At 61.6% G+C, this 23,673-nt stretch carries 24 protein-coding genes and 1 pseudogene; 5 read left to right on the forward strand and 20 right to left on the reverse strand.

Going from position 1 to position 23,673, the window contains the following annotated elements:
- Nucleotides 1-18: 18 nt before the first annotated feature.
- From pqqE to NKJ40_RS01770, 7 genes are all read right to left on the reverse strand, one after another.
- Nucleotides 19-1,140, reverse strand: a complete 1,122-nt coding sequence (gene pqqE, locus NKJ40_RS01740; RefSeq protein WP_352464194.1) for a pyrroloquinoline quinone biosynthesis protein PqqE — start codon at nt 1,138-1,140, stop codon at nt 19-21.
- Nucleotides 1,137-1,433 carry a pyrroloquinoline quinone biosynthesis peptide chaperone PqqD gene (pqqD, locus tag NKJ40_RS01745; protein WP_352464196.1) on the reverse strand — a complete coding sequence of 99 codons (297 nt, stop codon included), beginning with the start codon at nt 1,431-1,433 and terminating at the stop codon, nt 1,137-1,139. The genes pqqE and pqqD overlap by 4 nt, the downstream gene beginning before the upstream one ends.
- Nucleotides 1,430-2,188, reverse strand: coding sequence for a pyrroloquinoline-quinone synthase PqqC (pqqC, locus tag NKJ40_RS01750; protein WP_352464198.1), 759 nt, complete (start codon nt 2,186-2,188; stop codon nt 1,430-1,432). The genes pqqD and pqqC overlap by 4 nt, the downstream gene beginning before the upstream one ends.
- A complete protein-coding gene (gene pqqB / locus NKJ40_RS01755; protein ID WP_352464200.1) occupies nt 2,185-3,123 on the reverse strand; it encodes a pyrroloquinoline quinone biosynthesis protein PqqB in 939 nt (312 codons plus the stop codon). The genes pqqC and pqqB overlap by 4 nt, the downstream gene beginning before the upstream one ends.
- Before the next feature lie 462 nt (nt 3,124-3,585).
- Nucleotides 3,586-4,449 (reverse strand): substrate-binding domain-containing protein, encoded by an 864-nt coding sequence (locus NKJ40_RS01760; RefSeq protein ID WP_352464202.1) that lies wholly within the window; start codon nt 4,447-4,449, stop codon nt 3,586-3,588.
- Nucleotide 4,450: 1 nt separating this feature from the next.
- Nucleotides 4,451-4,975 carry a c-type cytochrome, methanol metabolism-related gene (locus tag NKJ40_RS01765; RefSeq protein WP_352464204.1) on the reverse strand — a complete coding sequence of 175 codons (525 nt, stop codon included), beginning with the start codon at nt 4,973-4,975 and terminating at the stop codon, nt 4,451-4,453.
- 155 nt (nt 4,976-5,130) lie between these two features.
- Nucleotides 5,131-7,032, reverse strand: a complete 1,902-nt coding sequence (locus NKJ40_RS01770) for a methanol/ethanol family PQQ-dependent dehydrogenase (protein ID WP_292654917.1) — start codon at nt 7,030-7,032, stop codon at nt 5,131-5,133.
- A gap of 670 nt (nt 7,033-7,702) precedes the next feature.
- Between NKJ40_RS01770 and NKJ40_RS01775 the strand changes: the two genes are divergently transcribed.
- The gene (locus tag NKJ40_RS01775) at nt 7,703-8,053 is read left to right on the forward strand and encodes a hypothetical protein (protein WP_292655032.1); all 351 of its coding nucleotides are present in this window, start codon (nt 7,703-7,705) and stop codon (nt 8,051-8,053) included.
- Between the two features lie 135 nt (nt 8,054-8,188).
- Here the strand turns inward: NKJ40_RS01775 and NKJ40_RS01780 are convergent, their stop codons facing one another.
- A complete protein-coding gene (locus tag NKJ40_RS01780; RefSeq protein ID WP_352464206.1) occupies nt 8,189-8,584 on the reverse strand; it encodes a hypothetical protein in 396 nt (131 codons plus the stop codon).
- Between the two features lie 449 nt (nt 8,585-9,033).
- Between NKJ40_RS01780 and NKJ40_RS01785 the strand changes: the two are divergent.
- Nucleotides 9,034-9,159 (forward strand): annotated as a pseudogene (locus NKJ40_RS01785) (c-type cytochrome); the annotation flags it as partial.
- 66 nt (nt 9,160-9,225) lie between these two features.
- Here NKJ40_RS01785 and gph read toward each other — a convergent pair.
- The 10 genes from gph to NKJ40_RS01835 form a co-directional block, all read right to left on the reverse strand.
- Complete coding sequence (gene gph, locus NKJ40_RS01790) at nt 9,226-9,927, reverse strand: phosphoglycolate phosphatase (RefSeq protein ID WP_352464208.1); 702 nt, start codon at nt 9,925-9,927, stop codon at nt 9,226-9,228.
- Entirely contained in the window at nt 9,924-10,481 is a 558-nt protein-coding gene (locus NKJ40_RS01795) for a thioredoxin family protein (protein ID WP_352464210.1), read from the reverse strand. The genes gph and NKJ40_RS01795 overlap by 4 nt, the downstream gene beginning before the upstream one ends.
- A gap of 22 nt (nt 10,482-10,503) precedes the next feature.
- On the reverse strand, nt 10,504-11,190 hold the full coding sequence (gene rpe / locus NKJ40_RS01800) for a ribulose-phosphate 3-epimerase (RefSeq protein ID WP_352464212.1): 687 nt from the start codon (nt 11,188-11,190) through the stop codon (nt 10,504-10,506).
- 63 nt (nt 11,191-11,253) lie between these two features.
- Entirely contained in the window at nt 11,254-12,192 is a 939-nt protein-coding gene (gene cbbX, locus NKJ40_RS01805; protein WP_352464214.1) for a CbbX protein, read from the reverse strand.
- An 8-nt stretch (nt 12,193-12,200) separates the two neighbouring features.
- Nucleotides 12,201-12,635 carry a ribulose bisphosphate carboxylase small subunit gene (locus NKJ40_RS01810; RefSeq protein WP_352464216.1) on the reverse strand — a complete coding sequence of 145 codons (435 nt, stop codon included), beginning with the start codon at nt 12,633-12,635 and terminating at the stop codon, nt 12,201-12,203.
- 18 nt (nt 12,636-12,653) lie between these two features.
- Nucleotides 12,654-14,147 carry a ribulose-bisphosphate carboxylase large subunit gene (locus NKJ40_RS01815; protein ID WP_502903678.1) on the reverse strand — a complete coding sequence of 498 codons (1,494 nt, stop codon included), beginning with the start codon at nt 14,145-14,147 and terminating at the stop codon, nt 12,654-12,656.
- 21 nt (nt 14,148-14,168) lie between these two features.
- Complete coding sequence (gene fba / locus NKJ40_RS01820; protein WP_352464218.1) at nt 14,169-15,248, reverse strand: class II fructose-bisphosphate aldolase; 1,080 nt, start codon at nt 15,246-15,248, stop codon at nt 14,169-14,171.
- A gap of 10 nt (nt 15,249-15,258) precedes the next feature.
- Nucleotides 15,259-17,265 carry a transketolase gene (gene tkt / locus NKJ40_RS01825; RefSeq protein ID WP_352464220.1) on the reverse strand — a complete coding sequence of 669 codons (2,007 nt, stop codon included), beginning with the start codon at nt 17,263-17,265 and terminating at the stop codon, nt 15,259-15,261.
- Between the two features lie 10 nt (nt 17,266-17,275).
- Nucleotides 17,276-18,148 (reverse strand): phosphoribulokinase, encoded by an 873-nt coding sequence (locus NKJ40_RS01830; RefSeq protein ID WP_254819812.1) that lies wholly within the window; start codon nt 18,146-18,148, stop codon nt 17,276-17,278.
- 5 nt (nt 18,149-18,153) lie between these two features.
- Nucleotides 18,154-19,200 (reverse strand): class 1 fructose-bisphosphatase, encoded by a 1,047-nt coding sequence (locus NKJ40_RS01835; RefSeq protein ID WP_352464222.1) that lies wholly within the window; start codon nt 19,198-19,200, stop codon nt 18,154-18,156.
- A gap of 123 nt (nt 19,201-19,323) precedes the next feature.
- Here NKJ40_RS01835 and NKJ40_RS01840 point away from each other — a divergent pair, with 123 nt between their 5' ends.
- Nucleotides 19,324-20,283: a LysR family transcriptional regulator gene (locus tag NKJ40_RS01840; protein WP_352464224.1), complete on the forward strand. Its 960-nt coding sequence runs from the start codon at nt 19,324-19,326 to the stop codon at nt 20,281-20,283.
- Between the two features lie 212 nt (nt 20,284-20,495).
- On the opposite strand, the gene NKJ40_RS01845 is transcribed toward NKJ40_RS01840, so the two are convergent.
- The gene (locus NKJ40_RS01845; protein WP_352464226.1) at nt 20,496-20,954 is read right to left on the reverse strand and encodes a nuclear transport factor 2 family protein; all 459 of its coding nucleotides are present in this window, start codon (nt 20,952-20,954) and stop codon (nt 20,496-20,498) included.
- A 346-nt stretch (nt 20,955-21,300) separates the two neighbouring features.
- Nucleotides 21,301-21,663 carry a hypothetical protein gene (locus tag NKJ40_RS01850; RefSeq protein ID WP_352464228.1) on the reverse strand — a complete coding sequence of 121 codons (363 nt, stop codon included), beginning with the start codon at nt 21,661-21,663 and terminating at the stop codon, nt 21,301-21,303.
- 81 nt (nt 21,664-21,744) lie between these two features.
- Between NKJ40_RS01850 and NKJ40_RS01855 the strand changes: the two genes are divergently transcribed.
- Together NKJ40_RS01855 and fabF are read left to right on the forward strand one after the other, a co-directional pair.
- A complete protein-coding gene (locus tag NKJ40_RS01855; RefSeq protein WP_352464230.1) occupies nt 21,745-22,323 on the forward strand; it encodes a TetR/AcrR family transcriptional regulator in 579 nt (192 codons plus the stop codon).
- A 45-nt stretch (nt 22,324-22,368) separates the two neighbouring features.
- Nucleotides 22,369-23,673 carry a beta-ketoacyl-ACP synthase II gene (gene fabF, locus NKJ40_RS01860; RefSeq protein WP_352464232.1) on the forward strand — a complete coding sequence of 435 codons (1,305 nt, stop codon included), beginning with the start codon at nt 22,369-22,371 and terminating at the stop codon, nt 23,671-23,673.

Raw genomic sequence — 23,673 nt, forward strand, 5'->3', positions numbered from 1 at the left:
GTAGGAATAGGTCGGCAGTCAGGCAGGCTCGGTGACGACGCCGATACGCCGGTAGACGAATGGTTCGTCCTTCGAAGGAACCGTCGCAGCGCGCTGGGCTTCGTCGATCAGCATTGCCATGCGCGCATGGATCGGCGATTTCGCGCAAGCCGGGTCCGTCGCGGCGGCATCGCCGGCGATTGCCATCGCCTGGCAGCGGCAGCCGCCCCAATCGATCTCGCGCCGCTCACAGTTGCGGCAGGGCTCCTGCATCCAGTCCGTGCCTCGAAAGGCATTAAATGCCGGGGAATCGGTCCAGATCGCGGCCAGGCTGCGTGGTCCAAAACGCTCGAAGCTGAGCGACGGGATGGTCTGGGCGGCATGGCATGGCAGTACGGTACCGTCCGGCGTCACCATGAAGGCGTCGCGCGCCCAGCCGCCCATGCACGGCTTGGGATAGATGGCGAAATAATCCGGCGTGACGAAATCGATGTTCATGATGCCGGTGAGCCGTTCGCGCGCCGCCGCGACGATCTCCGCCTGCCGGTCGACGGCAGCACGCTCGGGCATCAGTTGATCGCGATTGGTCAGCGCCCAGCCGGCGTACTGCACGTTGGCGATCTCGAGACGCTCCGCACCCAGCGAAAGGGCCAGATCGATGAATTCCGGTACCTCCTCGATGTTATGGCGATGGATCGGCGCGTTGATGGTAAGCGGCAAGCCGGCCGCGCGAGCGCGCCGTGCCGTTTCCAGCTTCTTTTCGTGGCTGCCCCTGTGATTGCCGATGCGCTCGGTGGTCGCCGACCGTGCGCCTTGAAAGCTCAGTTGCAGATGGTCGAGTCCGGCTTCGGCAAATGCCTCGATGCGGCCATCCGCAATGCCGACGCCGGCGGTGATCAGGTTGGTGTAGACGCCGCGGGCCGAAAGCCCGGCGATCAATTGCTCGAGATCGCGACGCAGCGTCGGTTCACCGCCGGACAGATGCACCTGGAGAACGCCAAGATCGGCCGCCTGCGAGAACAGGTCGAGCCAACTCTGCGTGTCGAGTTCGCGATTGGCCTTCAGCAATTCGAGCGGATTGGAGCAATAGGGGCATTGCAGCGGGCAGCGATGCGTCAGTTCCGCCAGCATGCCGATCGGGGGGAGAGGGGGCTCGCTCATAGCTTCACCAGCAGCTTGTCCGACCATTCCTGCAGGAAGGCGACGACATCGGCCGCCACAGCCTCCTGTTCGGCGTCATAATCTGCGGCAAGGCCGGCAATGATGTGGCCGACCGTGGACCGTCCATCGCAGCGGCGCAATATGTCGAGGCTGATATCGTTTGGCCAGAACACCTTTTCGGGCGAAAGCACGGCGAACGCCTGGCGCACGGGGTCGTACTGTATGCGCACGTGCTTCGGCAGCGATGGAACCGACTGCGGCGACACCATGGCTCTTTCGCGCAGTGCCATCATTGGGCTGCCTCCGGACGGAAGGCGCCGGGCGGGATATTGCCCGGCTCGCCATAGGCGTGTTGAAGCGCGTCAAGCATGGCCCAGAGTATATCGCATTTGAACACCAGTGCATCGATCGCCTGCTGCTGGCGTTCCGCCGTGTCGGCATGTTCGAGCACATAGGCAAGAGCGAAGTCGGCGTCGCGCGAGGCCTGTTCTGGCCGTCGGCTGAAATAGGCCAGCGTGTCCTCGGTGATATAATCGTATCTGGCCAGCATCGCGGGTACCCGCTCGCCGATGATGAGCGGCGAGAACATCTCGGTCAGCGACGACGCGACCGCCTCTAGCAGGGTCCGGTTCGTGCAAAAGGAGAGGTAAGCGCCAACCGCGAAACGTGTCGCCGGCAGGGCAAGCCTCTCGCTCTTCACCGCGTCGGCATCGAGACCGAGCGAGGTCGCCAGGTGCAACCAGCGCGCAATACCGCCGCTCCAGCCGTCCTCGCCGTCATGATCCTCGATGCGTTTGCGCCAGGCGGCGCGAAACGCCGGATCCTCGGCATGTGCGAGGATCATAGCGTCCTTGCGTGGAATGACGGCCTGATAGCAATAGCGGTTCAGCGCCCAGGCCTGCATCTCGGTCCGCGACAGCGCACCGCTGGTCATCCTGTGATGGAAAGGATGGCGGTTGTGATAGCGCTCGGCACCGACCTGCCGCAGCATGGCTTCGAGCTCGCTGGAGGACAGGCCGTTGCTGGCTGCGTCGTGGAAATCACTCAAAGGTCCATCTCCATCCCGTCGCGGGCCACTTCCCAGCCAGCCGCTTTGACTGCTGCATGCTCGGCAGAATTCTCGTCCAGAACAGGATTGGTGTTGTTGATGTGGACGAAGACACGGCGGCCGATCCTCACATCGGCCAGGCCGGCGATCGACCCCGCGTCTCCCGACATTGCCAGATGCCCCATGCGCGCACCGGTCTTTTGGCCGACGCCGGCAGCAATCATCTCGTCGTCGGTGAAGACCGTGCCGTCGAACAGAAGGCATGCGGCATCGGCTAGACGCGTTCGCAGGTTCGCATCGATGCGGGCGCAGCCGGGGATGTAGAAGACGGAGCCGCGACTGCCGGCACTGGCGATTCGAACGCCGATCGTGTCGCCGGCATCGGAGCTGAAATTCGCATCCGGCTGGCCTCTTTCTTCGAGATAGAGGGCTATCTTCCCGGGCACGGGAAAGCTCTCGACAGCCACCCCGGTGTCGTGGCCGTCTGCATCGCAGATCGCCAGTTCTTGCGCCGGCGGCAAGATGCGTCGCGGCACGAGCGCCGGATCGAGGACATTGAAAATCGAATTCGCCTCCAGCGTTGCCAGAACCTGTGTCGTTGCATAGACAGCGAAAGGCTGCCGCTCACGCAGGCTGAGCAGGCCGGCGACATGATCGACATCGGCGTTGGTCAGCACCACCGCGCGAATAGGGGTCGAGCGCAGCGGCGCATCGTGCGCGGGTTGCAATTCAGGCGTTGCCGCGATCTGCTGGCGAATGTCGGGCGAGGCGTTGAACAGAACCCAGCCGAGCCCATCCGCCGACGCGGCGACACTTGATTGGGTTCGTGAATGCACGCCAGCTACCCCCGTGCGAGCCGCACGGCTCAGACGATAATTGCAGTTCCATTGCGGAAAGCCACCGCCTGCCGCCGATCCGATGATTCTCAAGCGCATGAAAACGCCCGCCCCGCGGCTTCTCTGACCAGCAGCCGATTTGCAGCCGCAAAAAACGTCCCGCCCGCTTTGCGTGCCTCAAACTCTTTCACGAAAATCCCATGCGGCAAGGGGATGCGTGCCCCTGTTGCCAGGGACACGCACCTCTGCGGCCTACTTCTTGGGAGTAATTTCAGCAGGCAGATACCGCGAAATTTCAAAGCCCGCAGCAACCTGACACATGGTCGGTTTTGTCCAGCTCTTCTTCATAACATTTCTCCTCTTCTACCAGCCCGAAGGGGCCGATCCGGTGGTTAGCCAACCATTGCAGGGCACCGAAGCAATGGCTCGTCCATCACGTCTCAAAATGGACAAATGAAACACCAAGGTTTTGAAAGGCCGAAAAACAAAACTATCGAAAGTAGCTGTAGTTCTCTTCAATTGTTCATCGCGTAGGTTTTTTCTCCTCCTGACCCATCCCAACTATTGCGTAATCGGATTGTCGTGCTCGTCGATCAGCGGCACATTGTAATCCAGCAGGAGCTTGGTGATCTCCGCCTGGTTTTCCCTGATCACCCGGTTGAGCGTCCGCTTCCATTCCTGGTCGGACGGACGTACGCCCATGGTGATGCGGTAGGACATGCGCGAGCCGGTTTTTTCCTTCAGCAGCGGAACAATGGTGACATCGGCTCCGAGTTCCCTGGCATAGTAACCTGCCATCGGCCCCCACAGGACCGCCGCGTCAATCTTGCCGGCGAGCATGTCGTTGATCATGACCTCCCCTATGGAAGGGGTGACGCGCGTATCCACCGCCAGCGGGTAGATCTTGGCGGTCCGCAGAAGCTTGTTGGTGGCCATGTTGGCGGTTGGCGGCGTGCTTTCGACGACGCCGATTCTCTTGCCGGAAAGTTTTGGGTCTTCGATCGTCTCGATGCCTTTCATGCCGTTGCCTTTGGGGTATACGAGCACATAGGCGGAGCGGTAGTAGGCATTGGTGTTCTGCACCAGTTCATCACCTTGGGCGTAGCCCATGATGATGTCGCATCGGTTGGCCCCAAGCGTGTTGCGCACAAAGCCGGTGACAGTGGGAAACCACGTGTAAGCGACTGATTTCCGCCCAGTCTTCTTGGCAACCAGTTCAGCCAGCTTGTTTTCGAAGCCTTGGCCGTTCTTGTCGGTAAAGGGCATGTTCGAGGGATCTGCGCAGACGCGCAGAATGTCGGGATCGACCAGTTCGCCCGCAGCGCCAAGCCCGGCATTTTGTGCCAGAACATTCGACGGCAGCAAGGCGAGCGCGCCGAGGATCGGCAGAACGACGCGCAGCTTCGATGCAGTGCAGCCGGTCATATCATCCACCCATGCAGGATGCTTCGGCATCCTTGGCTGCCTGAGCCTTGTTTTCGTGCTTGGGCGGCCTGCCGCGGGGTGCCGCGCCATCGGCGCGCGCGCGCAGATAGACGTAGAGATCGTCCAGGTAACAATAGACGTTCTTGTTGTCGCCAAAGGCAGGCATGACATTTTCCTTGCCGCTGCCGACATTCTTGCGGCCCTCGGCGACGATCGACAGGAACGTGGCGTAATCCATGTTCTTCAGGCTATTAGCCAGGGCAGGCGCATAGCTCGAACCTGTGGCGTCCTGTCCGTGACAGACATGGCAATCTGAGTGATACCGGCGGTACCCGCTGAAGGTGTACCAATCGACGGTACCGTTTTCGATCTTGTAGGTCGGATTTCCGTCCGCATCTAAATATTTGCCTCCTTCTTGCTTCACCGCCTTGGCTTTTTCCATGCTGTCTTCGGCCCGTGCCAGACTTGAGCTGGCCAGAGGCAGCAGGACCAGGGCGAGAGCGGAAACTGCAATGCGAACGATCATTCAGACTCTTCCTTCATTTGCCAGAAACCCTGGCTGCCGTCGTGCAGCGGCATTGATCGGCGTTGGGTGGGCGGCGCAATCGAGAGCCCGGTTCCCGGCTTCGGGTGACCCGGGCTCTCGTTTTTCGAACCTAGTCGTAAGGCTCTTCCCGGCTATCAGTCCGGGAGGCCGAAGACGGTGAGCTGGCCGCCCAGCGTCGTATAGTCGGCAAGTGCAGCGTAACCGCCGACAGCACCCAGACCGGCGGTTCCAACGACCGCGGTCTGGTCGCCCTGCGCACGGCCCTGATCAACGGCGCCATGCCAGGCAGCGGCGTTATCGGGCGAAAGCAGCCCACCTGCCAGACCGATACCGGCCCATCCACCGACGCCGGACAGAACGGCGACGTACTGCTTGCCGTCATGTTCATAGGTCGTGATGTTGCCGATGATGCCGGACGGGGTCTTGAACTTGTACAGTTCCTTGCCGTCCTTATCGACCGCCTTGATGTAACCTTCGAGCGTACCGTAGAAGACGACGTCGCCATCGGTCGCCAACGCCCCCGACCACACCGAGAACTGCTCGGGCTTCGACCAGACGATCTCACCCTTGGCTGCATCCCAGGCAATGAAGTTGCCCATGTTGCCGTCACCGCCAGGCGCCGCATACATCGACACGGTGGCGCCCACATAGGGCTGACCGGCGGTGTAGCTCACTTTGTAAGGCTCATAGTCCATGCAGACATGGTTGGTCGGCACGTAGAACAACCCGGTCTTCGGCGAGTAGGCGGCCGGCTGCTGGTCCTTGGTTCCAAGCGCGGCCGGGCAGATACCGGTCGAGTTGGTGTCTTCGCCGTTCTGCTGGGTCGAATACTTGGCGACGACCTGCGGGCGGCCATACTGGTCGCTCTTGGGGTCCATGTTGACTTCCGTCGCCCAGTTCACTGCCGGATCGTATTTCTTGGCGACGAGAAGCTCGCCGGTGGCGCGATCCATGGTATAAGCAAAGCCGTTGCGGTCGAAATGCACCAGCACGTCGTGCTTGGCGCCGTTGACCTCCATGCCATCGACGAGAATCATCTCGTTGATGCCGTCATAGTCCCACTCGTCATGCGGGGTCATTTGGTAGAGCCATTTGGCAACACCGGTATCCGCATCGCGAGCCATGATTGTCATGGACCAGCGATTGTCGCCGGGGCGCTGGACCGGGTTCCACGTCGAGGGATTGCCGGTACCGTAGTAGACGAGGTTCAGCTTGGGATCATAGGAATACCATCCCCATGTCGTGCCGCCGCCTGTCTTCCACTGTTCGCCTTCCCAGGTGTTCGTGCCGGAATCCTTTCCGACAGGCTTGCCGAGATGGGTCGTCTTCTCAGGATCGAGAAGGGTGTCTGCATCAGGACCTTCCGAATAGGCTTTCCAGGCGAGCTTGCCGTCTTTCAGATTGTAGGCGGCCAGCCAGCCGCGAACACCGAATTCAGCACCGGAGACGCCAACGAGCACCTTGTCCTTGATGACTACGGGTGCCGACGTGCCGGATTCGCCCTTTCCGCCGTCGGTCTGGTCGCCGTTCTTGACAGACCACACGACCTTGCCGGTCTTGGCATCTAGCGCGACGACGGTGGTGTCGGCCTGGTTGAGAATGATCTTGCCGTCGCCATAGGCGACACCGCGATTGACCGTGTCGCAGCACATGATCGGAATGACGTTCGAGTCCTGCTTGGGCTCGTATTTCCAGAGGATCTTCCCGTCGTTCTTGAGGTCCAGAGCATAGACGTTGTTTGGGAAAGGCGTGTGGACATACATCACATCGCCGATGACCAGCGGCCCCCCTTCGTGACCGCGCAGCACGCCGGTGGAAAAGCTCCATTTGACCTGCAGGTTTTTCACATTGTCGGCAGTGATCTGGTTGAGTTTGGAATAGCGGGTGTTAGCGTAGTCACCCGTCTGCATCGCCCAGTTCTTCGCATCCGATGCGAGCTTTGCAAGGTCTTCATTGGCCGAAGCCGTATAGGCAGCGCCGAGCGATAAAAACGCCGCGGTCGTCAGAATGTAGGTAGTTTTCGCAAGTACACGCATCCAAAATCCTCCCGGGTTCACAGTGAAGAATCGACCATCAAGCCCCACAAGGGCTTGCCCAAGCAATTCATGTTGGGAAGTTATTTTCCGGCAGCTGTCACGACCTACCCCGAAGCAGAGGGCACCGTTACCGCCCGCCCCTTGGTCTTCGAAAGACTGCCGCCGCTCCCTGATGACGGTGGCGCTCTTGAAGCCGGAAACAGGAAAAAGCTATGTCATCGCAAAAGGCCAGGCAAGCAAAAACCTACAATGCATCGTTGCGCTGCAATATCGATTATGGTGCAGTGCAATAGTCAGAAACAATTAAAAGAAGCGTCTTGTGAAAAACTATTAATCAGATGAGCGTCCAGCCACGACATATATAAAATCCACATTTCTCTTGTATTCTCGAGGTGACACACATTTGAGTATATTTCGACATATTCTACGAGGCACCTCGGAGTAAGTATGCACGCATCTCGCTGCCTGCCGATAGTGGGCGAAGCATGAAATTAACGCGTGAAGGGGGGTGCACAGCGGGTCATGAAGTCGGCTCCTGTCGGCCGATAGGGCATTCCTCCTTTGGTCCTATACGCAGGCCATGGGAGCTTGACTGGCTTTGCGGCACGTCGCCAATTGGCGCGATGATCCCGTCTGGATGCATGGTGTCCAGGCCAACTGGAGGTTCGTCATGATAAGGTCTGTTGGATCTCTCACCTTGCCGCTGGCCTTTGCGGCGCTGGCCTTTGCGAACTCGGCCAATGCCGCGGGAGACTACCCGACGGCAACGATTGCCGACTACGTGCTCGGCTGCATGCAAACAAATGGCCAGACACGTCAGGCGCTTGAAAGCTGTTCCTGCTCGATCGATGTTATCGCCTCGATTGTTCCTTATGATCACTATGAGAGGGCGGAGACCTTCAAAAGCATGTCGTTGACGACAGGGGAGGCGGCAGGGTTGTTTCGCGAAAGCGCGCCAGCGAAGGCGGCGCGCACGGAACTGAAACGCGCGCAGGCGGAAGCTGACATACGTTGCTTTTAGTCAGGCGGAACAGGCACGCGTGGCCGAGTGCCTCACAGTCCTGCTGTTTCCATCGGCCAATGGCCGCGAAATACCATGCCATCCGTGTCTGTCGCCTCCACACGGATTTCGCCTTTGCCATCCGCCGTGATCAATTCATCCACGCCCTGGAAGCGAGGACGTTGTGGCGACTTTCCTGATCTTGAACGCAAGGTCGCCGGCAGCGGCGAGGGCGGCCCGCCCGAGGCAACAAGGCAGCATCGCGGCGCAAACCGCAGTGCAGGCGAAGCCGTTCACAAGCTTGCGTCGTACCCTGTCGATCGGCATGTCTCCTCCGATATGCATTCCGGACGGCAAGGCGATCAGGCCACACCCGGAAATTTTTGCTGGAACGACCGCAAAAGGTCGCCCATCACCTGTGGATTGCGATGTTGCCGCGGCAATCTTACGTCGAACATGCGAACCAGGAATGCCGATCAAATCGCTCGTTCCTTGCTCGGAAAGGCACATTTCCAGCGCACGACCTTGAGCCTCGGATGTTCCTGAGACCATTTTGCGATCTCGGCGGGCGCCAGGAACATGCATTGGAACAGAGAGCCGCTGCTCTCGAAATAGACATGTTCATCTCGGCAATTGCCCGGATTGGCGCTAAGGCACACCGTTAATATGAGATCGACCATGTCCATTTGGCACTTGTCGTCGCCTGCGCGGCGAACTCTCCAGAGTTCGTGCTTTGGAGTTGCAGCGGATTCCTGAAGGTGCCCAAACAGCAAACCGGTTGGAGTGAGGCTACGCGCTCGGCCAATAGGCGTCAATAATGTGAACCGCGTGTCGCTACGCACTTCCCCTTCGCGCAGTCGGGAAACGAAACAGGACCTTTGTACGATTGACTTCCGTCATCGGCAGTCTAGCTTTTCGAGGCGTGCAGGTGCTGCCAGTCCGGGGAGGAAGGACGAACGTTTGCTCTCCGGCGTAAAAGCGGATGCCGGCGGTCAAGGGCCACGTTGACCACCTACCTTCACGATCCGAAAGCGATGGTCAAAGGAACGAAGATGGCGTTTGTCGGCCTCAAGAAAGACGAGGACATCGCCAATGTCATTGCCTACCTGAAGCAATTCTCCAAATAACGCGGCTCTTCCGCCGGCCATTTGGACTGCGCCCGGCCGGCGTTGGCCTGGGCATTGCGCTTGAGGTCACGCAGCGTCTTGCAGCCTCTGCATCGCGGACGGCATATCGAACAGGCTGTCGCCAACGAGGTCGGCGCCAAGCTCTTCAACGGGAATTTGGCTGTATCCGCCACGCAGCAGAATGACTGCCATGCCGGCGGCGCGGGCGGCGGCCACGTCGGCGCTGCTGTCTCCGACCATCAGCGTGTCACGAGGTTCGACCTGAAGCTGGTCGAGCGCCAGCAACAGCGCGTCTGGCGCCGGTTTCAAGTATGTCACCGCGTCCCCGCCGACGATCGCGCCGAGATATTCCGTCAGCCCAAAATGGAGCAGGATTTCGCGAGCCGCCAACTGCGGCTTGTTGGTCACCACGCCCATGGCTATTCCGCTCAAATGCAAGTGCGTGAGAACCTCCCTGACGCCAGGCATCAGCCTCGTCCGGCCGGTCAGATGCCTGCGATAGATCGGCGCCATGACGCGGTTGGCCTCATCGAGCGCGCTGCCGAGGAGCGGCGTGCCGGAAGCCGCGAAGGCTCGTTCGACCAGTTTCCTGATGCCGCCGCCGATCATGGACTTGACCTGATCCAGGCGCAGCGGCGGCAGATCGCGGCCGGCCAGCAATTCGTTGACGGCGGCCGTTATATCAGGCGCCGAATCGACCAGCGTACCGTCGAGATCGAACAGGATCGCCTTGGGCGAGCGAAACGGCCTGCCTGCGCCGACGTTCATGCAGCACCCTTCCACTTGATCGAACAGCCGATCGAAGCGATCTGGTCGAGCGGTCCGTCGCCGGTTCGGGCAACCTGCTTCATCGCCTCGAACAGGTCGCGCCTCAGCCCGGGCGATTCGGCGTCGCGTCGCGACGCGTCAAGCCGGCCGCGATATTGCAGCGTCAACTCGCTGTTGAGCCCGAAGAAATCCGGGGTGCAAACGGCTCCGTAGGCACGCGCCACCGTCTGGCGCTCGTCGTGGAGATAGGGGAAAGTGAAGCCGTTCGTGCTGGCGAAGAGCTTCATATTGTCGAAGGAATCATCCGGATAGGCCCCGGCATCGTTTGAGTTGATCGCGACAAAGCCGATGCCTTCGGCCTTGAGGTCGTTGGCGTCGCGCACCATGCGTGAAATCACCGCCTTCACATAGGGGCAGTGGTTGCAGATGAAGGCCACCACCAGCCCGTTCGGGCCGGCGTGGCTTAAGATCGAATGCGATGGGCCGTCGACGCCGGGCAAAACGGCGGCGATGGCTCGCCAGCCGAAATCGCAGACAGGTGGAATTGCCGCCATGTTGCCCTCCGATGAAACGGTTTCATGCAGCGTTCCGGATCGCCCCGTCGGCTGCCTGCCTGATGGCGCCGATATTGGCGCGATAGGCCGCGTCGGTGCCACCCTTGAAGATGGCCGAGCCGGCGACCAGCACATTGGCGCCGGCCGCGGTGACCAGCGGAGCGGTTTCGGGCGTGACGCCGCCGTCGATCTCGATGTGGATCGGACGATGGCCGACCAACGCCTTGACCCGCCTGACCTTGTCGACGACCGCCGCAATGAAGGCCTGGCCGCCGAAGCCCGGATTGACCGTCATCAGAAGCACCAGATCGAGCCGGTCGAGCACATATTCGATGACGCTTTCCGGCGTTGAGGGGTTCAGCGACACGCCGGCCTTCTTGCCGAGATTCCTGATTGCCTGCAGCGAACGGTCGAGATGCGGTCCGGCCTCGGCATGCACTGTAATGATGTCGCAGCCGGCATCGGCGAAGGCGCCGAGATAGGCGTCGGCCGGCGCGATCATCAGGTGGCAGTCGAAGACCTTGTCCGTTCGATTACGGATCGCCTTGACCACCGGCGGACCGAAGGTGATGTTGGGCACGAAATGGCCATCCATCACATCGAGATGGATCCAATCGGCACCCGCCCGGACGACCGCTTCGACCTCGTCGCCGAGCCGCGAGAAGTCCGCGGAAAGCACCGAGGGCGCGATGATTGTCTTAGTATCCATGGTTCGTCGGCTCCCATTCTGTCGTCCGTTTCCGGTCGCTGCACACCAACCGCCGTCATCTTGTCAGCGCGCCTTCGTCTCCGGTTCGCCTTCGAGCTTACCTTCCGCGAATACGCGGCTGCCGCGAATATCGGATTCCTCGATGGTGATAAGGTCGGTTTTCGTCAACGCACGGTCGCGCGACGCGAAAAGCCGGCTGGCCTGGCGAAGCCGCGCCCGGTCGAGGCTATTGCGAACGGAGCGGGCGTTGGAAAAATGCGGCAGCCGCATGCGGATCGGGAGATACTCTTCGAGCGCCTTGGCCGCCGCTTCACTGAGACGGTAATTCTGTTCCGCCAGCATGATCTCGGCGATTGATTTGAGTTCGCTGACGCCGTAGTCGGGAAAATCGAGGTGATGGGCGATACGCGAGCGCATGCCGGGATTGCTGTCGAAGAAGCGGTCCATCTTGTCCTTGTAGCCGGCAAGAATCACAACCAGATCGTCACGGTTGTTTTCCATGCATTGCAGCAGGATTTCGATCGATTCCTGGCCGTAGTCGCGTTCGTTCTCGGGCTTGTAGAGATAGTAGGCCTCATCGATGAAAAGCACCCCGCCCATGGCGCGCTTGATCACTTCGCGGGTTTTGGGCGCGGTGTGGCCCACATACTGGCCGACGAGATCGTCGCGCGTCACCGCGACCATGTGCCCTTCGCGGACATAGCCGAGACGATGCAGGATTTCGGCCATCCTGAGCGCCACGGTAGTCTTTCCGGTGCCGGGATTTCCCGTAAAGTTCATGTGCAGCGTCGGCGCGCCCGAGGTCAGGCCGAACTTGCGGCGAAGCCGGTCGACCAGGAGCAGCGCGGCGATCTCGCGGATGCGGTTCTTGACGGGCTTCAGGCCAACGAGTTCGCGGTCGAGCTTTTCCATCACCTCGTCGATGTTGGATGCCTCGAACTCGGCCTGCAGATCAACCGATTCGCCCTGCGCGGCAGCGCCCTTTGCTATCGCGTCCAGCATGGTTTCGTCTAGCTCCGCTCGCCTTCGGGCTTGTCGGTCGCATAAGGCACGATCGAATAGCCCTGGCTGCGCCCGTCACGCTCCTGGCGCAGCAGCCGGAACCCGGGCTCATGGGGTGGCCGGTTGACGATAAATGACATGCGCGGCGCTTCCCAGCCCTTGGTCGAATCGAAGGCGGTGACCCGGACATACATGTTGGGCATGGCTTTCCGGCAATTGTTGATTTCAAGCAGGATGCCCGCCGGGTCCCTCAGGTCGAACATCGGGTTGCCGTACATTTCCCAATAGGTGTTTCGCGGATGCGGATCGTCCGTGTATTCGACGCTGACCGCCCAGTGGTTTTTCAGCGCGTATTTGATCTGCGCCGAAATCTGCTCGTCGGTCAGCTCGGGCAGGAACGAAAACTGTCCCTGCGTGACCTTGTTTCCGGGATTGGTCATCATGGCGACGGTTCCTTTCGTCTAGAAGCTCGGCGTTGCGGTTGGCACAAAGTCGGCCGTGTCTGTCGATTCGTAGTTGAAGGTGACGTCCTTCCACGTCTCCAAGGCCGCCTTGAGCGGCGTGCACCATCTGGCCGCCTGTTCGAGGATTTTGGTCCCTTCGCGCAGATAGTCACGGCCCTCGTTGCGGGCGAGGATCATCGCCTCCAACGCGACGCGATTGGCCGTCGCGCCGGCCTGGATGCCGTCCGGATGGCCGATCGTGCCGCCGCCGAACTGCAGGATGACGTCCTCGCCGAGATAATGGATCAACTGGTGCATCTGGCCGGCATGGATGCCGCCCGAGGCGACGGGCATCACCTTGTTGAGCGAGGCCCAGTCCTGATCGAAGAACAGCCCGGTTTCGAGGTTCTGCGGCGTGCGCTCCTCGCGCAGCGTGTCATAAAACCCCTTGATCATAAGCGGGTCGCCTTCCAGCTTGCCGACCACCGTGCCGGCATGGATGTGATCGACGCCGGCCATCCGCATCCATTTGCAGATGACGCGAAAATTCATGCCGTGGTTCTTCTGGCGCGAATAGGTCGAGTTGCCGGCCCGGTGCAGGTGCAGGATCATGTCGTTGCGGCGTGCCCACTTGGCCATCGACTGGATCGCCGTATAGCCAATGACGAGGTCGATCATGACGATGCAGGAGCCAAGCTGTTTTGCAAATTCGGCGCGCTCGTACATCTCCTCCATCGTGCCGGCGGTGACGTTGAGATAATGGCCCTTGACTTCGCCGGTGGCGGCCGACGCCTTGTTCACAGCCTCCATGCAGTAGAGGAAACGGTCGCGCCAGTGCATGAAGGGCTGCGAGTTGATGTTCTCGTCGTCCTTGACGAAGTCGAGGCCACCCTTCAGCGCCTCGTAGACGACGCGGCCGTAGTTGCGACCTGATAGGCCAAGCTTCGGCTTCGTCGTCGCGCCGAGCAGCGGCCGGCCGAACTTGTCGAGCCGCTCGCGTTCCACCACGATGCCGGTCGCCGGGCCCTGGAATGTCTTGAGGTAAGCCACCGGGATGCGCATGTCCTCGAGCCGCAAGGCCTTGACGGCCTTGAAGCCGAACACGTTGCCGATGATCGATGCAGTCAAGTTGGCGATGGAGCCTGGCTCGAACAGGTCGAGGTCGTAGGCAATATAGGCGAAGTACTGCTGCTCGATCCTGGTGCCTGGACCTGTGTTCGGCACCGGCTCGGATTTGAACGCCTTGGCGCGGTAGAGCTCGCAGGCGGTCAGCCTGTCGGTCCACACCACGGTCCATGTCGCGGTAGAGGATTCACCGGCGATGGCGGCGGCCGCCTCCTCGTGGTCGACGCCGGGCTGCGGCGTGATCCGAAACATGGCGATCAGGTCGGTCTCCTTGGGCCGGTAGTCCGGCTCCCAGTAGCCCATCTTCTTGTAGGGGATGACGCCCGACCTGTAGCGTTCCTTGCCTTCCTTGAGCGTGCCTGCTGACTGCATGTCGATCTTGTTCATGGCAGGTCTCCTGTTTGCCGCTCAGGCGGCTTTCGCGGTTGCGATATGGGGGTCTAGCTTTCCTGCGGCGTAACGTTTCGCCATCTCATCCATCGCGATCACCCTGATCTTCGACGCATGGCCTGCGGTGCCGAAGCGTTCGAAACGATCACGGCAAAGGTTGCGCAGCGCGTCCATGGCGGGTTTCAGGAACTTTCGCGGATCGAATTCGCGCGGGTCCTCCGTCGCGACGCGGCGGAACTGCCCGGCCATGGCCATTCGGCAATCGGTGTCGATGTTGACCTTGCGCACGCCGTAGCGGATGCCGCGCTCGATCTCCTCGACTGGGACGCCAAAGGTCTGGGGCATCTCGCCGCCATAGTTGTTGATGATGTCCTGCAGTTCCTGCGGCACGGAGGAAGAGCCGTGCATGACCAGATGCGTGTTGGGCAGCTTTTCGTGGATCGCCTCGATCACCTGCATGGCCAGGATGCCGCCGTCGGGCTTGCGGCTGAATTTGTAGGCGCCGTGCGAGGTACCGCAGGCGATCGCCAGCGCGTCGACCCGGGTGGCGGTCACGAAGTCGACCGCCTGATCGGGATCGGTCAAAAGCTGGTCGTGGGAAAGCGCACCTTCGGCGCCGTGCCCGTCCTCGGCCTCGCCCTGGCCGGTTTCCAGCGAGCCGAGCACGCCGAGCTCGCCTTCGACCGAGGCGCCGACCCAATGCGCCATGCGTGCGACACGTTCGGTGATGGCGACGTTGTAATCGTAGCTCGCCGGGGTCTTGGCGTCCGCCATCAGCGACCCGTCCATCATCACCGAGGTGAAGCCGTGGCGGATCGCCGACAGGCAGGTGGCTTCGTTGTTGCCGTGATCCTGATGGATGCATAGCGGAATGGCCGGATGGATTTCGGTCAACGCCTCCATCATCTTGGCCAGCATGATGTCGTTGGCATAGGAACGGGCGCCGCGCGAGGCCTGGATGATGACCGGCGCATCGCAGGCCCTGGCGGCCTCCATGATGGCGAGGCCCTGTTCCATGTTGTTGATGTTGAATGCCGGCACCCCGTAGCCGTGCTCGGCGGCATGGTCGAGAAGCTGGCGAAGGGTGATGCGGGCCATGGTCGTCCTCCTAGATGATGAGCTTCAGCGCCGCTGCCGCGACGGCTTCGGGCGTGATGTCGAAATGCCGGTAGAGATCCGGGGCAGGGGCGCTGGCGCCGAAACCGGCCATGCCGACGAAAATGCCGGTGTCGCCTATCCAGCGGTCCCAGCCGAGCCGTGCTGCTGCTTCGACGGCAATGCGTGGCGCCGAACCGAGGACGGACTTCCGGTAGTCCGCATCCTGTTCCTCGAAAAGCTCCCAGCACGGCATCGAGACGACCGCGGCGGCGATGCCGTGCTCGGTCTCCAGCCGTTCAGCGGCGGCAACGGCAATCTCGACCTCCGAGCCGGTGGCGATCAGCGTCACGGCGCGGTGCTCGGGCGGCTCGCGCAGGATGTAAGCGCCCTGGCTCGACCGGTTCTCGTCGCTGTCTGTCTGGCGCAGCATCGGCAGGTTCTGGCGGGAGAGCACCAGCACGCTCGGCCGGTTCTCGCTCTTCAGGGCCAGTTCCCAGCACTCCGCCGTTTCGATGATGTCGGCCGGACGGAAGACGTTGAGGTTCGGCGTGGCCCGCAGCATCGCCAGGTGCTCGACCGGCTGGTGGGTCGGGCCGTCCTCGCCGAGACCGATGGAATCATGCGTCATCACATAGATGATGCGCTGGCCCATGAGCGCCGAGAGCCGCATCGCGCCGCGCGCATAGTCGGCGAAGCACAGGAACGTGCCGCCATAAGGCACGAAGCCGCCATGCAGTGCGATGCCGTTCATGGCCGCGGCCATGCCGTGCTCGCGGATGCCATAGTGAATGTAGCGGCCGGCATAGTCATCAGGCGCTATGCGATCCATGCCCTTGGTGATCGTCAGGTTCGAATGCGTCAGATCAGCGGAGCCGCCGACGGTCAGGTCGGTTGCGGCGTTGATGGCGCCGAGCGCCATTTCGGAGGCTTTTCGCGTTGCAACCTTGGTCGCCTTCTCGACATGCTCCTTGCGGAAAGCGCCGAGCGCTTCGAAGACCGCGCCGGGCAGGTTGCCGGCGACCGCGCTCTCAAAGGCCTGGCGCCGCGGCGAGGCGGCAAGCCGCTGCTCCCAGGCGTGCCGTGTGGCTTGCCCGCGCTCGGCAATTTCGCGCCAGGTGAAAAGGATGTCGTCCGGCACCTCGAACGGCGCGTAGGCCCAGCCGATGTTTTCGCGCGTCGCGGCGATCTCGGCATCGCCGAGCGGCGCGCCATGCGTCTTCTCCGAGCCGCCCAGATTGGGCGCGCCCTTGCCGATCACCGTGCGGCAGGCGATCAGGGACGGCCGATCCGACTGCTGCGCCGCTTCGATTGCCGCCGCAACGGTTTCGGTGTCGTGGCCGTCCACCGATTGGACATGCCATCCGGCGGCTTTGAACCGTGCCGGCTGGTCCATCGATGTCGACAGCGAAGTCGGTCCGTCGATCGAGATCGCATTGTCGTCCCAGAAGACGATCAGCCGGGAGAGCTTCAGGTGACCGGCAAGGTCGATCGCTTCGTGGCTGATGCCTTCTTGCAGGCAGCCGTCGCCGGCGATCACATAGGTGAAGTGGTCGACGAGATCGGCACTGTAGCGGGCAGCAAGCATGCGCTCCGCCAGCGCCATGCCGACAGCGGTCGAAATGCCTTGTCCAAGCGGGCCCGTCGTCGTCTCGATGCCAAGCGCATGGCCATATTCCGGATGTCCGGCGGTGCGGCTGCCCAACTGGCGAAACCGCTGCAACTCCTCGATCGGCATGTCCTCGTAGCCGAGCAGGTAATGCAGCGCATATTGCAGCATCGAGCCGTGCCCGGCCGAAAGCACGAAGCGGTCGCGATCGGGCCAGTTGGGGGCCGACGGATCGATATTGATGAAGCGGCTGAACAGCACCGTCGCGACATCGGCCATGCCCATCGGCATGCCCGGATGACCGGAATTGGCCTTTTGGACGCTGTCCATCGCCAGCGCGCGAATGGCGTTGGCCATATCGCGTTCCGAGACGGCGGCGACGGGTTTCAGTGCTGCTGTTTGGCTGTTCATGGCGTCCTCCTCACGACACACGGTTCTTGCGTTCGATCAATTGCAGGATGAGCGGCGTCAGGATCAGCTGCATGGCGAGGTCGAGCTTGTTGCCGGGCACCACTATGGAATTCGGCCGCGACATGAACGAATCGTGGATCATCGAAAGCAGGTAGGGGAAATCGATGCCACGGGGATTGGCGAAGCGGATAACCAGCATCGATTCGTCGGGCGTCGGAATCCAGCGCGCGATGAATGGATTGGACGTGTCGACGATCGGCACGCGCTGGAAGTTGATGGCGGTCTGCGAAAACTGCGGGACGATGTAGCGGACATAGTCCGGCATGCGGCGCAGGATCACGTCCATCACCGCCTCGGTGGAATAGCCGCGCGTTGCGCGGTCGCGATGGATCTTCTGGATCCATTCGAGATTTATGACCGGCACCACGCCGATCCTAAGGTCCGCGTGCCTGGCCAGGTTGATCTTATCGGTGACGACGCAGCCATGCAGGCCCTCGTAGAAGAGCAGGTCGCTCGGCGGAAATTCGCGCCATTCGGTGAAATGTCCTGGCGGCGTGCCGTACTGCTTCTCCTCATCCTCGTCATGGATGTATGTGCGGGTCTTTCCGGTTCCCCGGCGGCCATATTCCTCGAATACCTCTTCGAGGATTGCCAGTTCATTGGCCTCGGCGTGGAAGTGGGTGAAGTTCGGATTGCCCGCCTTTTCCTCCTCGGCCACCTTCGCCTTCATCGTGGCGCGGTCGTAGCGATGGAAAGCATCGCCTTCGATGAAGGCGGCCCCGATGTTCTCGCGCCGGAAGATCAGCTCGAAGATGCGCTTGACAGAGGTAGTGCCTGCGCCCGACGACCCGGTGATGGTAATGATGGGGTGCTTTGCCGACATGGTATTCAGGCTCTGAAAAGGCCGCGGCGGCTGAACAGCGGCGCGCGCTCGCCGATGGCGCTCGGCTCGGTGTGGTAGCGGGTGATGCGCGCGACTTCCCGCGCCGATCCGAAAATCATGGGCACGCGCCGGTGCAGGCTCTCGGGTTCGATTTCGAGGATGCGGGTGATCGTGTCGGTGGCCCCACCGCCAGCCTGTTCGACGAGATAGGCGATCGGGTTTGCCTCATAGACGAGGCGAAGTCGCCCCTGCCTGTAGCCCTTGCGCTTGTCGCCTGGATACAGGAATACGCCGCCGCGCATCAATATGCGGTAGCAGTCGGCGACCAGGGAGGCGATCCAGCGCATGTTGAAGTCCTTCTCGCGTGGGCCTTCGGTGCCTTCGAGGCAGTCGTCGATGTAGAGCCGCACCGCCTCGTCCCAGTGCCGGTAGTTGGCGGCGTTGATGGCAAATTCCTGGGTACGCTGGGGGATGACCCGGCTCTCGTAGGCCTGGACGAAGGTGCCGAGCCTGGCTGAGAGAACGAAGACATGCGTGCCGCTGCCGAGAGACAGAACGAGCGCCAGCTGCGGCCCGTAGATGAAGAAACCGGCGCCCAGTTGGTTCACCCCTGCCTGCAAAAATGAGGCGGCCGGATTCCCATCCGGCGCGCCAGTTGCAGGGAGAAGCGAGAAGATCGTTCCAATCGACACGTTGGTGTCGATGTTGGAAGAGCCGTCCAGCGGGTCGATGGCGATGGCAAGAGGCGCTTGCCTGTCGAGAAGCACTGGCTGGTCCAGTTCCTCGGAAGCGTAGAGCGCGACCGGAGCGTGGCGCATGGCATCGAGAAAGATGTCGTCGGCGAAGACATCGAGATCCTTCTGAACATCGCCGTCAGCATTGGCGCCACGGGTTCCGGCAAACGCGGTACCGAGTACCCCTTGATTGATGGTGTTGCGGATCGTGGTGGCCGCCTGCGTCAGCCGACGGACGGTCATTACGACCGCGGAACGCAGTTCGTCCGGCTCGCCGAGATAGGAGTTCAGAAAAGCGTCGAGCGTTGCCGCTGGCATCGTAACCTCCCGATCCTGCCGCCTCTCCTCGGATCGGCCGGATTGCGGAATGAAAACAAACGATGCTGGATAAGTAAAATTCAATAACTTTACTTTAGCACTAAAAAAATTTTAGTATGCGGCATGAGAAACCTCACGCTCAAGCAGTTCAAGACCGTTCAGGCAATCGTCGCCCACGGGAGAATCGTCAGTGCGGCCAAAGTGTTAGGCCTGTCTCCTCCAGCGGTGACGATCCAGTTGCGGCAGGTTGAGGAAGAGTTCCAGCTGGCCCTGTTTGACCGGACGGCCGACGGTATGCGTCCCACTGCCGCAGGTCTTGCCTTCGTCGAGACCGCACAGGCCATCGAGGAGCGGCTTCGTCTGCTCGAAGACAAGATGGATGCAATCAAGGGCGTGCGCGCCGGCAGCTTGCGGCTCGGTGTCGTTTCCACGGCCAAATATTTCGCACCGCGGCTGATGGCTGCCTTCATGAAGGAACATCCCGACATCGACATGCGGCTTGCCATTGGTAATCGCGCCGAGACGATCGACAATCTGAAGAATCACGACATCGACATCGCGCTGATGGGACGCCCGGCGAAGGAAGTCCCGGTGCGTGCCTCGGTCTTCGGCGATCATCCGCTGGTCATCATCGCGCCGCCGGACCACCCGCTGGCCTCGGTGCGCGAGATATCCAAGGAGCGGATCGCCCAGGAACATTTCCTCATTCGCGAGTCCGGCTCCGGCACGCGCATCTCGCTGGAAATATTCTTGAGCGACGTGCCTGGCCGCATCGACGATCTCGGCGTCGAGATGGGCTCGAACGAGACGATCAAACAGGCGGTGATGGCCGGGCTCGGCATCGCCTTCATCTCTGCCCACACCATCGCCGCGGAAATCGAGGCTGGCCGGCTGGTCATCCTCGACGTTGTCGGCATGCCGATCCGCCGGCAATGGTTTTCGGTGATGCGCAGCGATCACGCGATCTCGCCGGCGATGGCGACCTTCCACGATTTTCTGATGCGCAAGGGCGCGATGTACCTGCCGCTGTTCGGCAAGCTCTATCCGCACGAGGAACCGAACACTAGAGGCCGCGCGAGTTAGGGCGCGCGGTCCAGGCAAACACTTTCCACAAACGATGGCGTGCGTCAGCTACTGATCGGCTGTGACCTGTAGACCGATGTTCATAAGCCGAGGATCGGGAGGCATCGCTGGTGGCACGCATTTGCGGAGCCGAGGCGACCGCCATCCAAGCGGTGAGGGCCACGGGGTGCGCACCGCGTTCACGGAACGGGTGGGCTTTGACTGAGCTTCTGCTAGCCTACAATTGGTTCGGCGACAGCTTCTTCGAGGCCAGCTGCCGCTTGGTTGGCAAGACCGCGGGCCGCTGCTTGTGAATCGTAAAATTCCTCAAGTGCATAGACTCTGCCCCATCGCAGGGTGAACACGTGGAGACCACGGTTGACGTACGACGCGTCGCCATTGAGCAGCGTTGCGGTGCCGTCCCACTGGGCAAACACGGTGGTATGCCACGGCCAGCCCTTCACCCAGATGTGGTTGACCGTGAGATGGAGATTGGGCAGGACGCGGCCGAGGCGCTCAAACCAGCGGCGCATGGCTTCTTTGTCGTGGCGCTCACCACCAAGCGCGTGGGCGCCGGAAACGCGGTGATGGACATGCGGCGCGAGTGCCTTCACCGCCTCATCCCAGCGATGGTTGTTGACGTGGTCGAAGCTGTCTCGAATCGATTTCTCGACAAAATAACTGTATAGCATTTGACCTCTCCTCAAGCTTATTCGATGGCGTGATCGAAGGCACCGTGGCGCTCCGTCCGCTGATTCTGATGATGCTCGCCGCCCTTGGGGAACGCTGGCGTTGATCCGGTGGAACCTTATTGGTATCTGTCCGGTGGCTGCTGCTGTGGCGGTCTCTAATGCGGCTTTTGCCTGCTCCTAGCGCTCTCGGGAGGACCATCCGAACAGGACGCCCGCCAGCACAATGGCGGGTCTCGTTTTCATGCCCATCTCCTCATATCGAGTAGATTGCGTTCGACCTCTACGTCGGCGCGCGGACGCGAGAGCCCACGGTCCGCAGCACGCAGGTCGCGGTCTGCACGTCGGGTCAGCGCATTGTCGCGTCGGCTCGCAGATCCATGTCAGTCTCGGTCGAGACCGTCACCTGCTCGCCGGACCTTGAGAACGCGTAAAGCGAGCCCTGGTGGCCCGGCATGGAAAAGGCCACGGAGTCATCGTTGGCGAGACCCATGACGACGCGCAGGGGATCGCCCCCGGTCTTCGGCGCAAAGGTGGCGGTGACCTCCAGGAGGTCGCCGTCGACCGAGACGTAGTAGACCACCATGTCAAGGTGACCCTCGTGCAGGCTGCCGCCTTCGATCGTGCGTCCGATGGTGGCTTCCTCGGCAAAAGCCGGGGTCGCAAGAAACAGCGCGGGCAGGAGCGATGCGCTCAGGGTTTTGCGGATCATTTTCGTATCTCCTTTTTAGATTGCGTTCGAACTCTATATAGGCTATAGATTACGAACGCAATCTAAAAAAAGAGGTCAACGATGCGCGTAAGTCGTGCTCGGGCAGCGGAAAACCGCGAAACCGTAATCAACGTGGCAAGCCGCCTTTTTCGGGAGCGCGGCTTTGACGGTATCGGCCTTAAGGATCTGATGAAGGGTGCCGGACTGACCCAAGGCGCGTTTTACAAGCAGTTCGCATCCAAGGACGACCTGGCGGCGCAGGCGTCCAGGCGGGCGATGGAGAGCGCCACGTATCGATGGTCGGCCGCGACTGCGGCAAACCCCGATGATCCGCTTGGCGCGGTGATCGCGTTCTATCTCAGTATGGATCATCGCGGAGAAAAGATGGACGGCTGCCCGATCGTGGCGCTCGGCTCGGATGCCGCCAGACAGGGCATGGACGTGAAGGCGCCGTTCGAAGCCGGGATCAAGGAGCATCTCGAGATCCTCGGCCGTTTCGTTGCCGAGGCCAATGGCGGGGAGTTCGATGGCAAGGCCATGGCCATTCTCTCGACGATGGTCGGTGCGCTGATGTTATCGCGCGTTATCAACGATCCTGACCTCGCGCAGGCCTTTCTGGATGCGGCGGCCAATCAGGTTCGTGAATCAGCCGGCGCTTGAACGGCGTCGCGGCGCCGGCGGCGCGCCAAACTGATAGGAAAATAGATGCGACGGATTGTTGTTACGGGCATGGGAGCGGTCACGCCCCTTGCTGCCGATGTTGAAACGTCCTGGTCGCGTCTCCTGGCGGGCCGCTCGGGCATCCGGAGGCTTCCGGATAATGTGGTGGGCGACCTGCCGGCGAAGGTCGGCGGGGTGGTGCCCTCCACAGAAGAAGATCCGGACGCTGGTTTCGATCCGGAAGCCGTCCTTCCGCTGAAGGATCAGCGCAAGGTAGACCGGTTCATTCTCTTTGCGCTGGCGGCGGCACAAGAGGCGCTCGCCCAAGCAAGATGGGCCCCCGCCTCGGAAGCGGATCGCTTGCGCACGGCCACGATCATCGCCTCGGGCGTCGGCGGGTTCCCGGCCATAACCGAGGCGGTGCGCACAGTCGACCGGCGCGGCGTCCGCCGTCTATCACCTTTTACGGTGCCGTCCTTCCTGGTGAACCTCGCGGCAGGCCACATCTCGATCCGCTATGGCTTCAAAGGTCCGCTCGGTGCACCGGTGACGGCGTGCGCGGCCGGCATTCAGGCGATCGGCGATGCGGCTCGCCTAATCCGCGCCAATGAAGCCGATATTGCCGTGTGCGGCGGGACGGAAGCATGCATGAATCTTGTCAGCCTTGGTGGGTTTGCCGCGGCACGCTCTCTTTCGACCTCCTTTAATCACCGTCCTGATGAGGCCTCCCGACCGTTCGACAAGTCGCGGGACGGCTTCGTCATGGGCGAAGGAGCCGGCATGCTGGTCATCGAGGAATTGAGCCACGCGCTGGCCCGCGGCGCAAGACCGCTGGCCGAGCTTGTCGGCTACGGCACGACGGCGGATGCTCATCACGTCACCTCCGGTCCCGAGGACGGCGACGGTGCGCGCCGGGCCATGGAGATCGCAATCGCCCAAGCAGGGATTTCGCCCCGCGAGGTTCGTCATCTCAATGCCCATGCGACCTCCACGCCGGTAGGCGATCTGGGTGAGATCGAAGCGATCAAGAGCGTGTTCGGGCGCGATTTCGCGATAGCTGTCAGTGCAACGAAATCGGCGACCGGACACCTGCTCGGAGCCGCCGGCGGTCTCGGAGCAATCTTCGCAATCCTGGCGCTCAGGGATCAGATGGCACCGCCGACCCTCAATCTGAGCGCTCCCGATCCGGCCGGCGACGGGATCGACTTCGTCGCAAACCGGGCCCGGCCGATGGCGATGGGCTATGCAATCTCCAATGGCTTCGGCTTCGGAGGCGTTAATGCCAGCGCGCTGTTCCGGCGCTGCACGGATGATCTGGCCGGCGCGAGCACCGGAGGCGCTCATGATTGA

It is taken from the genome of Mesorhizobium sp. M0119, assembly GCF_040322615.1.
Lineage (GTDB): Bacteria > Pseudomonadota > Alphaproteobacteria > Rhizobiales > Rhizobiaceae > Mesorhizobium.